The organism is Pseudomonas sp. LPB0260 (assembly GCF_013388395.1).
Genome location: NZ_CP058247.1, coordinates 6,160,880 through 6,176,873, shown reverse-complemented (window position 1 = coordinate 6,176,873; position 15,994 = coordinate 6,160,880). Strand labels below are relative to the sequence as shown.

At 63.5% G+C, this 15,994-nt stretch carries 14 protein-coding genes; 5 read left to right on the top strand and 9 right to left on the bottom strand.

The genetic code is table 11. The features are described 5' to 3' along the window. Window positions 1-151: 151 nt before the first annotated feature. Together lexA and sulA are read left to right on the top strand one after the other, a co-directional pair. The gene (gene lexA / locus LPB260_RS27845; RefSeq protein ID WP_208709239.1) at window positions 152-760 is read left to right on the top strand and encodes a transcriptional repressor LexA; all 609 of its coding nucleotides are present in this window, start codon (window positions 152-154) and stop codon (window positions 758-760) included. Window positions 761-770: 10 nt separating this feature from the next. Next, window positions 771-1,244 carry an SOS-induced cell division inhibitor SulA gene (sulA, locus tag LPB260_RS27840; RefSeq protein WP_208709237.1) on the top strand — a complete coding sequence of 158 codons (474 nt, stop codon included), beginning with the start codon at window positions 771-773 and terminating at the stop codon, window positions 1,242-1,244. Between the two features lie 115 nt (window positions 1,245-1,359). Here the strand turns inward: sulA and LPB260_RS27835 are convergent, their stop codons facing one another. The 6 genes from LPB260_RS27835 to fadB all read right to left on the bottom strand — a co-directional run bounded on the left by LPB260_RS27835 (window position 1,360) and on the right by fadB (window position 8,654). Further along, entirely contained in the window at window positions 1,360-1,593 is a 234-nt protein-coding gene (locus LPB260_RS27835) for a hypothetical protein (RefSeq protein WP_208709235.1), read from the bottom strand. A 77-nt stretch (window positions 1,594-1,670) separates the two neighbouring features. Continuing rightward, entirely contained in the window at window positions 1,671-2,189 is a 519-nt protein-coding gene (locus LPB260_RS27830) for a DUF6586 family protein (RefSeq protein WP_208709233.1), read from the bottom strand. 71 nt (window positions 2,190-2,260) lie between these two features. Next, the gene (gene topA / locus LPB260_RS27825; protein ID WP_208709231.1) at window positions 2,261-4,870 is read right to left on the bottom strand and encodes a type I DNA topoisomerase; all 2,610 of its coding nucleotides are present in this window, start codon (window positions 4,868-4,870) and stop codon (window positions 2,261-2,263) included. Window positions 4,871-4,985: 115 nt separating this feature from the next. After that, window positions 4,986-5,222 carry a DUF1653 domain-containing protein gene (locus tag LPB260_RS27820; protein WP_208709229.1) on the bottom strand — a complete coding sequence of 79 codons (237 nt, stop codon included), beginning with the start codon at window positions 5,220-5,222 and terminating at the stop codon, window positions 4,986-4,988. A 78-nt stretch (window positions 5,223-5,300) separates the two neighbouring features. Then, window positions 5,301-6,476: an acetyl-CoA C-acyltransferase FadA gene (fadA, locus tag LPB260_RS27815; protein ID WP_208709226.1), complete on the bottom strand. Its 1,176-nt coding sequence runs from the start codon at window positions 6,474-6,476 to the stop codon at window positions 5,301-5,303. Window positions 6,477-6,506: 30 nt separating this feature from the next. Beyond that, on the bottom strand, window positions 6,507-8,654 hold the full coding sequence (gene fadB, locus LPB260_RS27810) for a fatty acid oxidation complex subunit alpha FadB (RefSeq protein ID WP_208709224.1): 2,148 nt from the start codon (window positions 8,652-8,654) through the stop codon (window positions 6,507-6,509). 484 nt (window positions 8,655-9,138) lie between these two features. On the opposite strand from fadB, the gene LPB260_RS27805 reads away from it, so the two are divergent. Beyond that, window positions 9,139-9,957, top strand: a complete 819-nt coding sequence (locus tag LPB260_RS27805; RefSeq protein ID WP_208709222.1) for a hypothetical protein — start codon at window positions 9,139-9,141, stop codon at window positions 9,955-9,957. Between the two features lie 93 nt (window positions 9,958-10,050). Here the strand turns inward: LPB260_RS27805 and LPB260_RS27800 are convergent, their stop codons facing one another. Continuing rightward, window positions 10,051-10,488, bottom strand: a complete 438-nt coding sequence (locus LPB260_RS27800) for a hypothetical protein (protein WP_208709220.1) — start codon at window positions 10,486-10,488, stop codon at window positions 10,051-10,053. Between the two features lie 86 nt (window positions 10,489-10,574). Between LPB260_RS27800 and LPB260_RS27795 the strand changes: the two genes are divergently transcribed. After that, window positions 10,575-11,015, top strand: a complete 441-nt coding sequence (locus LPB260_RS27795; RefSeq protein ID WP_208709218.1) for a universal stress protein — start codon at window positions 10,575-10,577, stop codon at window positions 11,013-11,015. A gap of 42 nt (window positions 11,016-11,057) precedes the next feature. On the opposite strand, the gene LPB260_RS27790 is transcribed toward LPB260_RS27795, so the two are convergent. Continuing rightward, complete coding sequence (locus tag LPB260_RS27790; RefSeq protein WP_208709216.1) at window positions 11,058-11,744, bottom strand: hypothetical protein; 687 nt, start codon at window positions 11,742-11,744, stop codon at window positions 11,058-11,060. A 63-nt stretch (window positions 11,745-11,807) separates the two neighbouring features. Continuing rightward, on the bottom strand, window positions 11,808-13,730 hold the full coding sequence (locus LPB260_RS27785) for an ATP-binding cassette domain-containing protein (RefSeq protein ID WP_208709214.1): 1,923 nt from the start codon (window positions 13,728-13,730) through the stop codon (window positions 11,808-11,810). Between the two features lie 314 nt (window positions 13,731-14,044). On the opposite strand from LPB260_RS27785, the gene LPB260_RS27780 reads away from it, so the two are divergent. Then, window positions 14,045-15,973: a transglycosylase SLT domain-containing protein gene (locus tag LPB260_RS27780; RefSeq protein WP_208709211.1), complete on the top strand. Its 1,929-nt coding sequence runs from the start codon at window positions 14,045-14,047 to the stop codon at window positions 15,971-15,973. The last annotated feature ends 21 nt before the right edge of the window (window positions 15,974-15,994 follow it).

Below are 15,994 nucleotides of genomic sequence, written 5' to 3'. Positions count from 1 at the left end.
GCAGAGCAAGACGCGCACAAACCCAGTCAAGTAACACGCAGCCATCAACAAAGTACAAGGGCAAAACAGGTCAGGAAGCAGAAAGGTGGATTGCCAAGCCTTCCGCACTGTATATAATCCCAGTCACTGTATATAAAAACAGAGCCCAACCATGCTTAAGCTCACGCCGCGTCAAACAGAGATTCTCGCCTTCATCAAGCAGTGCCTGGAAGATAACGGCTACCCACCGACACGGGCAGAGATCGCCCAAGCGCTTGGCTTCAAGTCCCCCAATGCAGCTGAAGAACACTTGAAGGCCCTGGCCCGCAAGGGTGCCATTGAGATGACTCCAGGTGCCTCTCGCGGCATTCGCATTCCCGGCTTTGAACCGAGCAACGAGGAAGAAGGCCTGCCGGTTATTGGCCGCGTAGCTGCCGGCGCGCCGATTCTGGCGCAGCAGCACGTGGAAGAATCCTGCCGTATCAACCCGGAGTTCTTCCACCCCCGCGCCGACTACCTGTTGCGCGTGCGCGGCATGAGCATGAAGGACATCGGCATCTTCGATGGCGACCTGCTTGCCGTGCACACCACCCGGGAAGCGCGCAACGGGCAAGTGGTGGTGGCCCGCATCGATGACGAGGTGACGGTCAAACGCTTCAAGCGTGACGGCAACAAGGTCTGGTTGCTCGCCGAGAATCCCGAGTTCGCGCCGATCGAGGTGAATCTGGAAGAACAGGATCTGGTTATCGAAGGCCTGAGCGTCGGCGTCATTCGCCGCTAAAGGAGGATCTATGCAGTCCCCGCAGCCGCTGAACCGCACGCAACTGCCGCTGTTCGATGCATTCCTGGCCTCGCCAGCACCCGCGCTCATGACCGAAGCCGCACAGTCGCCCTGGCTGGATGAGCCAGAGGCGTTCAGCGAGCTGTCTCTGCGTGGTGCTGCCGGGCACTGCCTGAATCTGCTCGCCCCTGTCCTCCGCGAGCTGAGCGAAACCAGTGACGCACGCTGGCTAACCCTGATTGCACCACCCGCATCGCTGACCGCCAGCTGGCTGCGCGATGCGGGCCTGAACCGCGAGCGCATCCTGCTGCTGCAGCCGGGGGAGCGGCAGAGCGCCCTGCAATTGGCCGAGCAAGCATTGAGGCTGGGGCGCAGTCATACCGTAATCAGCTGGTTGCACCCACTCGAGCACGCCGCTCGGCAACGCCTGGAACAAGCCGCACGCCAGGGGCAGGCGCAGAGTCTGAATATCAGCCTGGGCTAGGCCAACGAAGTGGCGCGCAAAACCGCGCATGGGGCAGGTCAGCCAGGAAGGGATTGATGAGTCCAACGGAAACGACCTGACGGCCGACATCCGCGTCGAGCCGGCGCTACCCCGCTCAATGCAGGACGCGCGCCTGCTCCTCATGTTGAAAGTCGCCTTCGGCCAGACGGCCCGCCATCTGCACGCCGACGTTCAGCATGGCCTTGGCCACTTCAATATGCTGGCCTTGCAGGAAGGCCTTGGCATCGGAAGAGAAATCCAGCACCACCAGCGCCTCCTCATCCTCCGCGCGACGCAGGGCTATGCGCCCATCGGGCAACTCGACAATTTCCAGGAAGGATGTAGGCATTGGTTCGACTCTCCACGAAAGGCCGGCATTGTAACAGCCGACCAGGCTTCACCCTAGTCCACCCATCCAGAGCCGAGTCACCACTCGGTGAGCGACTCGCGAAAACGCTGCGCCAGCGCCTTTAGTTGCTGCCGCCACGCCTCCAAGGTCTCCCGCGACACGGGTGTCACCTCCTGATCCAGGCTGACCGCCTCGATCAAAGGCGTGAGCACGTCGGCCTTGGCCTTCTTTTCCTCCCGGGGCGGCAGAAACAGCTCGGCGTAGGCCTGCAACAGCTGCGCCAGCCAGGTTTCCGAGTGCTGCGCCAACTCGACCAGCTCGGCCAACTCGGGGCTCGGTGCCGACTCCAGCACCGCCCTGCTCAACAGCTGCTCGGCGCGCGGCGCGTCGCGTTCCGGCAAGCGGTAATAGCCGGCTATCTCATGGCACAACCCGAGCAGCGCCCCGTACAGGTGAAACAGGGCGGCCTCGCGCTCGGCCTGGATCAGGCCTTGGGCGTTCATCGCCCGCCCCTCTTCCGCCTTGCGCCAGGACTCCAGCGCCAGGCCGGCATAGAAAATCTTCTGATTGGTGCGGGTATAGAGCTCATTGGCCATGGCAGCGCCCTCCTCTGCGGATCAAATCACTATACGCGCGCCCGCTCAGGACGGGCGCGCGATCTGCGGGGTCAGCGCTTGTCTTCGACCTTCCACTTGCCGCCATCATAGAACGCCCGCCAGCCGCTGGGCTTGCCCTCGACCTCGGACTGCACGTACTGCTCCTTGGTCTTGCGGCTGTAGCGAATCACCGCCGGGCGGCCCTCGGGATCCTTGGCGGGGGCTTCGAGGAGGAAGTGATACTTGGGATCGATCTCGTCCTTGTGTGGCAGCAGCTCCAGCACCAACGGAGCACGGGTCTCGCGGTTCTTCGGGAACTGGCTGGCGGCGAGGAACAGGCCGGATGCGCCGTCACGCAACACGTAGGTGTCGTTGACCTTTTCGCACTTGAGCTCCGGCATCTTCACCGCGTCCATCTTCGGCGGCGCCGGCTCACCGCTCTTGAGCAGCTTGCGGGTGTTCTTGCACTCGCTGTTGGTACAGCCGAAGAACTTGCCGAAACGGCCGGTCTTGAGTTGCATCTGGCTGCCGCACTTGTCGCACTCCAGGCTCGGCCCCTCGTAACCCTTGATGCGGTATTGGCCCTGCTCGACCTCATAGCCCGAGCAGTCCGGGTTGTTGCCGCACACATGCAGCTTGCGCGTCTCGTCCAGCAGGTAGGCATCCATGGCGGTACCGCATTTCTGACAGCGGTGCTTGCCCAGCAATACCAGGGACTCCGACTCACCCTCGTCGTCCGCGGCGATCTCGTCCCCCGGGATCAGGTTGATGGTCGATTTGCAGCGTTCCTTCGGCGGCAGGCTGTAGCCGGAACAGCCGAGGAATACCCCGGTGGAGGCGGTACGAATCATCATCGGCCGGCCGCATTCGCGGCAGGCGATGTCGGTCGGCGTCGGCAGATTGGCACGCATGCCGTTCTCGCCGGCCTCGGCCACCTCGAGCTTGCCCTTGAAATCGCCATAGAATTCGTCGAGCAGGTGCTTCCACTCGCGCTCGCCCTGGGCGACATCGTCCAGGTGCTCCTCCATGCCGGCGGTAAAGCCGTAGTCCATCAGGTTGGCGAAGCTCTCGGACAGGCGTTCGGTGACGATCTCGCCCATCTTCTCGGAATAGAAACGGCGATTATGCAGGGCGACGTAGCCGCGATCCTGAATGGTCGAGATGATCGCCGCGTAGGTCGAAGGCCGGCCGATACCGCGCTTCTCCATCTCCTTGACCAGGCTGGCCTCGGAGAAGCGCGCAGGCGGCTTGGTGAAATGCTGGCTGGGGTCGAGCTTGAGTAGATTGAGCACTTCGCCCTCGCTCATCTCCGGCAGCACGTCGTCGTCGCCCGGTTTGCTCTGCTGCGGCAATGCGCGGGTATAGCCGTCGAACTTGAGGATACGGCCCTTGGCACGCAGCTCGAACTGGGCCGCGGTCACCGTGACCGTGGTCGACAGGTACTCGGCCGGCGGCATCTGGCAGGCGACGAACTGACGCCAGATCAGCTCGTAGAGACGCTCGGCGTCGCGCTCCATACCGGACAACTGGGTCGGTTTGAGGTTGACGTCGGAGGGGCGAATCGCCTCGTGCGCCTCCTGGGCGCCTTCCTTGCTGCTGTAGACGTTGGCCTTGGCCGGCAGGTACTTCTGCCCGTACTCGTTCTCGATGAAGTCGCGCACCATGCTCACGGCATCCGCCGAGAGGTTGGTCGAGTCGGTACGCATATAGGTGATATAGCCGGCCTCATAGAGACGCTGGGCCATCATCATGGTCTTCTTCACCCCGAAGCCCAGGCGGTTGCTCGCGGCCTGCTGCAGGGTGGAGGTGATGAACGGCGCCGATGGCTTGCTGCTGGTGGGCTTGTCTTCGCGCTTGGCGATGCTATAGCTGGAGGCTTTCAGCGTCGCCAGGGCGGCCATGGCCTGCGCTTCGTTCAACGGCTTGAAGGCGGCGCCGTTCTCGCGGGCCACCTCGAAGCGCACGGTGGCACCCTTGCCGGTGCCGAGGTCGGCGTGCACTTCCCAGTACTCTTCCGGGACAAAGGCACGGATCTCCTTCTCCCGCTCGACCACCAGCTTAACCGCCACCGACTGCACACGACCGGCGGACAGGCCGCGAGCGATCTTCGCCCACAACAGCGGCGAAACCATGTAGCCGACCACGCGATCGAGAAAGCGCCGTGCCTGCTGGGCGTTGACTCGATTGATGTCGAGCTCGCCCGGCTGGGAAAACGCTTCCTGGATCGCCTTCTTGGTGATCTCGTTGAACACCACGCGCTTGTAGCGGCTGTCATCGCCGCCGATGGACTCGCGCAGGTGCCAGGCGATCGCTTCCCCCTCACGATCCAAGTCGGTCGCGAGGTAGATAGTGTCGGCTTCCTTGGCCAGGCGGCGCAGTTCTTCGACGACCTTCTCCTTGCCCGGCAGAATTTCGTACTTGGCTTTCCAGCCCTGTTCGGGGTCGACCCCCATGCGCGCAAACAGCTGGCGCTTGGCCTTCTCTTTGGGCGACAGCGCCGGCGCCTCGCCGGCCGCTGCCTTGCCACGTTTGGCCGGCTCTTTGGCGGCACTCGCCGAGCCACTGGTAGGCAGGTCACGGATGTGGCCGATGCTCGACTTCACCACGTACTGGCTGCCCAAGTACTTGTTGATGGTCTTGGCCTTGGCCGGAGATTCCACGATGACCAGCGATTTACCCATGGATCAGAAAATTCCTGAATGCTTAATAATGAAGGACGCCAGGCGCCCGACGCGGCACCGCTATATATAGTGGCGCTAAAGGTGAGGTCAAGCGCAGGCGTGCCGCGAGATTGGCTCAGACCACGCCGATTGACGGCGTTTCGGCCCGTATCAGGGCAAAACGCGGAACCGTTTCACCCTCGACCACCACGTCCTCGCGGAACATCTCCAGCGGCCGCACCCACAACCCGTAATCGCCGTACAGCGCCTGGTAGACCACCATCTGCTGCTCGGTCTCCGAGTGTCGGGCGACCCCGAATACCCGGTACTCGGGCCCCTTGTAATGACGATAGATTCCCGCTTGTAACTGCATCGCAGAATTCCTTGAAAAAACTTATCGTCGACAAACAAAAACCGGGGCACTAGGCCCCGGTTTTCTGTCCACCAACGCTTAGATGCGTTCGAAGACGGTGGTGATGCCCTGGCCGAGGCCCACACACATGGTGGACACGCCCAAGGTACCACCGTTCTGCTTCATGACGTTGAGCAGGGTACCGGAGATACGCGCACCGGAACAACCGAACGGGTGACCCAGGGCGATGGCGCCACCGTGCAGGTTGACCTTCTCTTCCATCTTGTCGAGCAGCTTGAGGTCCTTCAGCACCGGCAGGGCCTGGGCGGCGAAGGCTTCGTTGAGCTCGACGAAATCGATGTCGGCCATGCTCAGGCCGGCGCGCTTGAGCGCCTTCTGGGTGGACGGCACCGGGCCGTAACCCATGATCGCCGGATCGACACCGGCCACGGCCATGGCACGAACCACGGCCATCGGCTGGATACCCAGGTCCTGGGCACGCTGCGCCGACATCACGATCATGCAGGAGGCGCCGTCGGTGATCTGCGAGGACGTCCCCGCGGTCACGGTGCCGCCTTTCGGATTGAATGCCGGCTTGAGGCTCGCCAGGCTTTCCAGGGTGGTCTCCGGACGAATGGTTTCGTCGTAGTCGAACACCTTGAGGAAGCCGTTCTCGTCGTAGCCCTGCATCGGGATGATTTCATCCTTGAACTTGCCTTCGACGGTGGCCTTGTGCGCCAGGCGGTGCGAACGCTCACCGAAGGCGTCCTGCTGCTCGCGGCCGATGCCGTGCATCTTGCCGAGCATTTCCGCGGTCAGGCCCATCATGCCCGACGCCTTGGCGGCGTACAGGGACAGGTGCGGGTTCGGGTCGACGCCGTGCATCATGCCGACGTGGCCCATGTGCTCCACACCGCCGACGACGAAGACGTCGCCGTTGCCGGTCTGGATCGCCTGCACGGCGGTGTGCAGGGCGCTCATGGACGAGCCGCACAGGCGGCTGACGGTCTGCCCGGCACTGGTGTGCGGGATCTGGGTCATCAGCGACGCCATGCGCGCGATGTTCCAGCCCTGCTCCAGGGTCTGGTTGACGCAGCCCCAGATCACGTCTTCCACTTCGGCCGGATCGACCTTGGTGTTGCGTGCCAGCAGGCCGCTGATCAGGTTGGCCGACATGGTCTCGGCGCGGGTGTTGCGGTGCATGCCGCCCTTGGAACGCCCCATCGGGGTGCGGCCGAAGTCGACAATGACTGCATCTCTCGGATTCAGGCTCATAAATTCACTCTCGCTCTAGTCTGTCCGCGATTAACCGAAGAACTTCTGGCCGTTGGCAGCCATTTCGCGAAGCTTGGCGGTCGGGTGGTACAGCGCGCCCAGATCGGCGTACTTGTCGGCCAGGGCTACGAACTCGGCAACACCGACGCTGTCGATGTAGCGCAGCGCACCACCGCGGAAGGGCGGGAAGCCGATGCCGTAGATCAGGCCCATATCGGCCTCGGCGGCGGTATCGACGATGCCGTCTTCCAGGCAGCGAACGGTTTCCATGCACAGCGGGATCATCATGAAGTTGATGATGTCCTCATCGGTCACTTCACGCTGCTCGCGGACGATCGACTTGAGCAGCTCGTATGCCTGCGGGTCGACGACCTTCTTCGGCTTGCCGCGCTTGTCGGTTTCGTAGGCATAGAAGCCCTTGCCGTTCTTCTGGCCCAGGCGGTTGGCTTCGTACATCACGTCGACCGCGGTGCGTCCCTCGACCGCCATGCGATCCGGGAAGCCCTCGGCCATGACGTCGCGGCCGTGGTGGCCGGTGTCGATGCCGACCACGTCGGACAGGTAGGCCGGGCCCATGGGCCAGCCGAACTTCTCCATGACCTTGTCGATGCGCACGAAGTCCACACCCAGTTCGAGCAGCTTGGAGAAGCCACCGAAATACGGGAACAGCACACGGTTGACCAGGAAGCCCGGGCAGTCGTTGACCACGACCGGCGTCTTGCCCATCTTCTTGGCGTAGGCCACGGTGGTGGCCACGGCCACTTCGCTGGACTTCTCGCCACGGATGACTTCGACCAGCGGCATCATGTGCACCGGGTTGAAGAAGTGCATGCCGACGAAGTTTTCCGGACGCTTGAGCGCCTTGGCCAGCAGGCTGATGGAGATGGTCGAGGTGTTGGACGCGAGGATCGCACCCTCACCGACTGCAGCTTCCACTTCGGCCAGCACGGCCTGCTTGACCTTCGGGTTCTCGACCACGGCTTCGACGACGATATCGACGTTGCCGAAATCACCATAGGACATGGTCGGACGGATGGCGTTGAGTGCCTCGGCCATCTTCGCCGGAGTCAGGCGCCCCTTCTCGACGCGCTTGCCGAGCAGCTTGGAGGCCTCGTTCAGGCCCATCTGGATACCCTCTTCGCGGATATCCTTCATCAGGATCGGCGTGCCTTTGACAGCCGACTGGTAGGCGATACCGCCGCCCATGATACCGGCGCCGAGTACCGCGGCCAGTTTCACGTCCTGGGCGATCTCGTCATGCTGCTTGGCCTTCTTCTTCAGCTCCTGGTCATTCAGGAACAGACCGATCAGGCTCGCGGCGACCGAAGTCTTGGCCAGCTTGACGAAGCCGGCAGCCTCGACTTCCAGCGCCTTGTCGCGCGTGAAGTTGGCGGCCTTCTGGATGGTCTTGATGGCCTCGACCGGCGCCGGGTAGTTCGGACCGGCCTGGCCGGCGACGAAACCCTTGGCGGTCTCGAAGCACATCATCTGCTCGATGGCGTTGAGCTTGAGCTTTTCCAGCTTAGGCTGACGCTTGGCCTTGTAGTCCAGCTCGCCGGCAATGGCACGCTTGACCAGGTCCAGGGCAGCGGCCTGAAGCTTGTCGGCGCTGACCACGACATCGACGGCGCCCACTTTCAGGGCATCGGCGGCGGCGTTTTCCTTGCCGGCGGCGATCCACTCAACCGCGTTGTCGGTACCGATCAGGCGCGGCAGACGGACGGTACCGCCGAAGCCCGGGTAGATGCCCAGCTTGACTTCCGGCAGACCCACCTTGGCACGCTCAGCCATTACCCGGTAATCAGCCGCCAGGCACATCTCGAAGCCACCGCCCAGGGCGATACCATTGATCACCGCGACGGTCGGTACGCCGAGGTCTTCGAAGTCGCTGAAGATCTTGTTGGCTTCGAGGTTGCCAGCCACCAGCTCTTCGTCAGGCAACTTGAAGTTGTCGACGAACTCGGTGATATCGGCGCCGACGATGAATACGTCTTTGCCACTGGTGACAATCACGCCCTTGATCGACCCATCGGCCTTGATCGCATCAACCGACTGACGCAGTTCGTTCAGGGTTAGACGGTTGAACTTGTTGACGGATTCACCCTTGAGGTCGAATTTCAGTTCGACGATGCCACTCTCAAGAGCCTTAACCGTGATGGCTTTACCTTCGTAAATCATCAACTGATCTCCACGGTATGGAAGCTGAACTGTACACATCGGAGCCAACCAGCGAGCTATCCCACGGCACAACTGCCGAGCATAACCCCAAGGAACCTGGCACACCCACCGACGCGATATTCGGACTGTAAAGGCGTCGCCCGTTCAGGCAAACGCTCAATTCATACGCCCGTTTGATTTGGGTGTGCACACCATCGTGGAAAAACTTTGGCTTGTCAATCGGCGGCGCACACTGGGCTTTTCCGCGCACAGGGACTCGCTCGCAAAGAGGCGCTGCAGGCCGCGAGCTAAGCGACAGAACGGCGATCATCGGTATCGATTCGCGTCCTTTTGCCCGCCTCAGCCCCGCAAGCGTGAACCAGCGCACGCCTAGCAAAAATATTTTGCTCCGGGTACAGTCGTCTCAATACGCCGCGTCCAGAACAGGCGTAACCACAACAAAAATAATAGGTACCCCCGCCGAGGGGGACACACGGAGCCCCCCATGTCGAGCCGCCTGCTTGCCATTTCCCTGAGCGCCCTGCTCGCCACCAGCCTTGCCCTGTTCAGCCCACCTGGCCACGCCACCGACGCCGCCCGCAGCCTGCTGGACCTGCATCAGCTGAGACTGGCCGCGCAGAAAACCCTGGGCGATTTCTACATGTACAACGGCATGGAAGGCGATCAGCGTTACGCGCGCATGATCGGCCAGTCGCTGAACGAGGCCAATGCGCGTCTCGAGGCGCTGAGCGATATGCCTGGCGAAGGTTCCAAGGCCCTGCGCGCGCAGCTCACCCAGCAATGGAGCGACTACCAGGGCGACCTCGAACGACTGGTCGGCACGCTGAAGAAACAGGGCTATACCGACCTGCAGCCGGTGGCCGACCTGGCTGCGGAAAATCGGCAGCTGATGGCGCTGTGCCTGGAGCTGTACAACAAGATTCAGCAGGAGAGCGGCCAGCAGGTCGCCGCCCTGACCCAGCAGAGTCGCGAGCAGAGCCTATTGATGCAGGAGATTGCGGTGGACTACGCCCTGCGCAGCGCCTCGGTGGGAGCAACCTTCATGGGCGGTGGCGAAGTGCGCCCAATTGAGGAGATGGTCACGCAGTTCGCCGAGCAGCTGGCAGCGATGGAGCAGACCGCGCAGAACAGCACGCAGATCAAGCAGACCTTGAGCGGGATCAGCACCAAATGGCGCTATATCGAGCGCTCGCTGATGAACTACAACGAGAACAGCGTGCCCTTCCTGGTCAATAAATACTCAGACAGCATCATCGAGGGACTGGAGCGCGTCTCGGCCGAATACGCGGCCAGCCAGTCCTAGCCCGGGCAGCCCCCCGGAGTGCCGCATTCGATCTTTCCGGCCTGCCTGGCCACTTGCCCAGCCCGGTGCTTGCGCCGGGCTTTTCTTTATTCGTCAGGCGCGCGCCTGCAGGAAGTCGAAGACTTTCTGCAGCGCATCGCCCTGCCCCCGCTCGCCCCAACACAGGGCGACCATCTGCGGCGTGGCCTCGGCCTTGAAGACATCTGCCGGCAACCTGGCGAGCTGCTCGGCCAGGGCCTCTTCAGTGCACGGCTCGCGCCACTGGTTCAGCCACTTTCCCGGCTCGGCCTGCCAGTAACACCAGCTGTCACGCTGCCCACGTCGGCGGCCCAAGTGGTACTGGGCACAGGCGCCCGGCGGCTCCGTCGCCAGCCAGTGCGGCCATTGCTGGCGCGACAACTGCATCGCCAGCCCCATCCTGCGCGCCTGCAGGCGCAGATCCATCTGCCCACGCTGAAGCCGCGATGGAATCAGCCAGGTCAGCGGACTCAGCACACAGGCGAGGAGCAACAACGCTATCCACAGGGACATAAGGTCTATCTCGCAGGCAAAAGCCTGTCATCAGTTTCCAATGCGGTCATACTTACTTTCATCGCCTGACCTTTAAGGAGTCACCCATGCCCTATCAGCACATCCTGGTCGCCGTCGATCTGACCGAGGAATGCGACCCGGTCATGCAGCGTGCGCAAGCGCTGGCCGCCAGCAGCCACGCCAAATTGTCCGTGGTGCATGTCGTCGAACCCATGGCCATGGCCTTTGGCGGTGATGTGCCGATGGACCTGTCCATGCTGCAACAGCAGCAATTCGACCAGGCACGCGAACGGCTGGACAGCTTCGCCGGCAAATACCCGAAGCTCGGCACCGACCAGCGCCACCTGGCCTACGGCCAGCCGCGCCAGGAGATCCATCGCCTGGCCGAAGAGCAAGGCTGCGACCTGATCATGGTCGGCAGCCATGGTCGTCATGGCCTGGCGCTCTTGCTGGGCTCCACCGCCAACGACGTACTGCATGGCGCCCCCTGCGACGTGCTCGCCGTGCGCCTGAAGAAGGCCGAATAGACGAAGCCGCGGGCGAATGACGCCGGCCGCGTCATTCGCCCCCTACTCGAAACTGTCGCCGGCGCTCATCACCTGCGGACGAATTTTCTGCAACTGGGTTTCCAGCGAATAGGTCATGCTCGAGGACATCGAGAAGAAGGTCAGGAAGGCCTTCAGGTTCGAGTCGCCCTTGCAGGTGTCGTGAATCCGCTGCCAGAACGCCTGATTGACCAGCTGCAATTGCTGGAACATGCGCACCAGCCCCTTGAGCTCCCAGTCGGCATGACGCCCCTCGCGGAAGTTGAAGTACTGGCGCGCCAGGTACAGCGAGAAGGCGCGCAGGATGAACTCCTGGTTGCTGGCGAAAGGCAGGTGGTTCTGCGCCATCGGCCGCAGCTTGCCCAACACCGGACAGGCGCTGGTCGCCATGATCACCCCGAGCAGCGCGCGCAGGCCTTCTTCCAGGCCCGCATGCTTGGTGTACTCACGCTCCGGCGTGCGCACCCAGACCAAGGCCTTCTTGAAGGCCGGCAGGCCCTGGAAATCCTCGATCACCCGGTACAGGTCCACCGCCGCCGGGCAATGGCTGAAGGTGTCGCGACTCAGCGGACAGTTGCTGCACTGCTGATGCCCCAGGCGCGTCCAGCCCGGCGCGGCCTCGGCCTGCTCGGGGTCATAGGCACGCTCCAGCTCGATGCGATAACTGAACTCATGATTGTCGTCGAGGGTGATCCGGTACTCGATGGCCATGCCTTGCTCCGCCAGACTTCTAAAGGTTCTGTTTGAGGGATTTTGGTCGCATTGTCGACGGTTTTAGCCTTCCAAGTCAGCCCATCGCTCCAAAACCTGATCCAGTTCATCCTGCAGTGCCTGCAGCTGGGCCAGGGCGGCGGCGGTTTCCTCGGCCGGCTTCTGATAGAAGGCCGGATCGCCCACACGCTCCTGCAGCGTGGCGATCTGCGTTTCCAAGGCATCGATCTGCCCGGGAATGGCCTCCAGCTCACGCTGCAGCTTGTAACTGAGCTTCTTCTTTGCGGCCACCGGCGCGTCGGGCTCGGCCGCGGCAGGCACAGGCGCAGGCGCGACCACCGCCGAAGCCAGCTCGGCCTTGCCGGCCTTGCTCTCGCCCACCCCGAGCAGGCGCGCCGAGCCGCCCTGGCGCAGCCAGTCCTGATAGCCGCCGACGTACTCGCGCACGCGCCCTTCGCCTTCGAACACCAGGGTGCTGGTCACCACGTTGTCGAGGAAGGCCCGATCGTGACTGACCATCAGCACGGTGCCCGGGAAAGTCAGCAGTACCTCTTCCAGCAGTTCCAGGGTTTCCACATCGAGGTCGTTGGTCGGTTCGTCCAACACCAGCAGGTTGGCCGGCTTGCTGAACAGCTTGGCCAGCAGCAGACGCGCCCGCTCGCCGCCGGAAAGCGCCTTGACCGGCGTCCGCGCACGCTGCGGGCTGAACAGGAAATCGCCCAGGTAGCTCAACACGTGGCGATTCTGGCCGTCGATGGTGATGAAGTCGCGGCCCTCGGCGACGTTGTCGATCACCGTCTTTTCCGGCTCCAGCTGGTGGCGCAGCTGATCGAAATAGGCCACTTCCAGGCGGGTACCGACCTCGATCTTGCCCGTGGTAGGCTGCAGGTCACCCAGCAGCAGCTTGAGCAGCGTGGTCTTGCCGGTGCCGTTGGCGCCCAGCAGACCGATACGGTCGGAGCGCTGCAGGACCATGGAGAAATCATCGATCAGCTTGGGCCCGCCCGGATGGGCGAAGCTGACGTGCTCGACCACCATCACCTGCTTGCCGGACTTTTCCGCGACATCCAGCTGGATATTCGCCTTGCCCTGGCGCTCACGCCGCTCGCTACGCTCGGCGCGCATGGCCTTGAGCGCCCGCACCCGGCCCTCGTTGCGGGTACGCCGGGCCTTGATGCCCTGGCGAATCCACACCTCTTCCTGGGCCAGGCGCTTGTCGAACAGCGCGTTGGCCGTCTCCTCGGCGGCCAACTGCTGTTCCTTGTGCACCAGGAAGCTGGCGTAGTCGCCGTTCCAGTCGATCAGGCCGCCGCGATCCAGTTCGAGAATGCGCGTGGCCAGGTTCTGCAGGAAGGCACGGTCGTGGGTGATGAACAGTACCGCACCGTTGAAACCGAGAAGCGCCTCCTCCAGCCAGGCGATGGCGCCAATGTCCAGGTGGTTGGTCGGCTCATCCAACAGCAGCAGGTCCGGCTCGGAGACCAACGCCTGGGCCAGCAGTACGCGGCGGCGCCAGCCACCGGACAGCTCGGCCAGGGTCTTGTCGGCCGGCAGCTGCAGGCGACTCAGGGTGCTATCCACTAGCTGCTGCAGGCGCCAGCCATCGCGCGCCTCGAGGTCCTGCTGGACGTGCATCAGCTTGTCCAGGTCGGCATCGCTGTGGATGTTCTGGCTCAGGTGGTGGTACTCGGCGAGCAAGGCGCCGACGCCGTCGAGGCCTTCGGCGACCACATCGAACACGGTGCGCTCATCGGCGCGCGGCAATTCCTGCGGCAACTCGCCGATCTTCAGCCCCGGCGCGCGCCAGATCTCGCCGTCATCGGCATGCTGATCGCCCTTGACCAGGCGCAGCAGGCTGGACTTGCCGGTACCGTTACGGCCAATGATGCACACTCGCTCACCACGGCCGATCTGCCAGGACACCTTGTCCAGCAGCGGCATGGCGCCATAGGCCAGGGAAACATCGGTGAACTTGAGCAGGGTCATGGCACGCCTCGACGATACGACTGGTGCTGCACGGGCGGCTATGTATCCGGAAGCGCCACGACCGCAGGTCGACTTATGCGTCAATTCCAGACTTTTGCGCCCATTATCAGCACAAAACTGACTTGCCGAAGCGCTGGGCTCCGACAAAAACTGGGCGCGCATTCTAACCGAGATACCTCCGAGGGTTGCGGGCAATTTCGATTCGCCCGCCAGTCGGCAGCCGCCCTTTCTTCGCCCCCGAGCAAAAGGCTAAGCTAACGGCGTTCAGCGTCGACATATCCGGCGCCCACTCACATAGCCATCCCGGAAGTGTCATGCGCGGTCGCCTGCTTTTCTTGCTGTCCTGTTTCAGCCTCTCCGTCGTCACACTCGCCTCGGCCCAGGCCGCCAGCCTGGAGCAGCAGCGTCAGTACTACGACGAAGCCAAGCGTGCCCTGGCCAAGGGCAACAGCGAGCCCTATCGACGCTATGCCAGCGTCTTGCGCGACTACCCGCTGGAGCCCTACCTGGCCTACGACGAGCTGACCGCCCGGCTGAAGTCGGCCAGCAACCAGGAGATCGAAAAGTTTCTCGTCGAGCACGGCGACCTGCCCCAGGCCAGCTGGATGAAGCTGCGCTGGCTACGCTGGCTGGCCGAACGCGGCGAATGGCAGACTTTCATCAAGCACTACGACCCGGCACTTAACTTCACCGAACTGGACTGCCTCTATGGCCAGTACCAGCTCGGCCACGGCCTGACCGAGGCCGGCTATGCCACCGCGGAAAAGCTCTGGCTGGTCGGCAAGTCCCAGCCCGAGGCCTGTGACCGCCTGTTCGCCCGCTGGGAGGCCGCCGGCCAGCTCACCGAGAAGAAGCGCTGGCAGCGGGCCAAGCTCGCTGCCGAAGCGCGCAACTATGGCCTGGCCAAGTACCTGACCAAGTCCCTGCCAAAACTGGCCAAGCACGGTGAGCTGCTGGTCGAGGTGGCGCAGAAGCCACAGCTGCTCAGCCAGTCTGGCCGTTTCGCCCCGGCCGACTGGGCCATGGCCGACGTGGTCGGCCTGGGCCTGCGCCGCCTGGCGCGCCAGGACCCGGAGAAGGCGCTGAGCCTGCTCGACGGCTATGCCCAGCGCATGCGCTTCTCCAGCGAGGAAAAGGTGGCGATCGCCCGCGAGATCGGCCTGACCCTGGCCAAGCGCTTCGACGCTCGGGCCCTCGAGGTGATGGCCAAGTACGACCCGCAACTGCGCGACAATACCGTCAGCGAGTGGCGCGCCCGCCTGCTGTTGCGCCTGGGCCGCTGGAACGACGCGCATCAGCTGACCCGGCAAATGCCCGCCGATCTGGCACAGACCAGCCGCTGGCGCTACTGGCAGGCGCGCAGCCTGCAGCTGGCCCAACCCAACAGCCAGGAGCCCCTGGCCCTCTACCAGGGACTGGCCAAGGAGCGCGACTTCTACGGCTTCATGGCCGCCGATCAGGTCAAGGCGCCCTACCACCTGAACAACAAGCCCCTGGCCCTCGACAGCAAGACGCTGGAGCGGGTGCGCAACGCCGCCGGCATCCGTCGCGCCCTGGAGTTCCACGCCCGCGGCCAGATCGTCGACGGCCGCCGCGAGTGGTACCACGTCAGCCGCCTGTTCAGTCGTGAAGAGCTGGTCGCCCAGGCGCGCCTGGCCTATGACCGGGGCTGGTACTTCCCGGCCATCCGCACCATCAGCCAGGCGCAGTACTGGGACGACCTCGAAGTGCGCTTCCCCATGGCCCACCGCGCCGAGCTGACCGGCGAGGCGAAGAAGCGCGGCCTGCACTCCAGCTGGGTGTTCGCCATCACCCGCCAGGAGAGCGCCTTCATGGCCGACGCCCGATCACCGGTTGGCGCCATGGGGCTGATGCAACTGATGCCGGCCACGGCCAAGGAGACCGCCAAGCGCTTCGGCATTCCGCTGTCTTCGCCGCAACTGGCCTACCGCCCGGAGGTCAATATCCAGCTCGGCGCCGCCTACCTGAGCCAGATCTACGGCCAGTTCAAAGGCAATAGGGTGCTCGCCTCCGCCGCCTACAACGCCGGCCCGGGCCGCGTTCGGCAATGGCTGCGCGGCGCCGACCACCTGGCCTACGACGTGTGGATCGAGAACATCCCCTTCGACGAAACCCGCCAGTACGTGCAGAACGTGCTGTCGTACTCGGTGATCTACGGCGAGAAACTCAACGCTCCGCAGCCGCTGATCGGCTGGCACGAGCGCTACTTCGACGACCAATAAGCGGCGGCTCTGGGGCTTCGC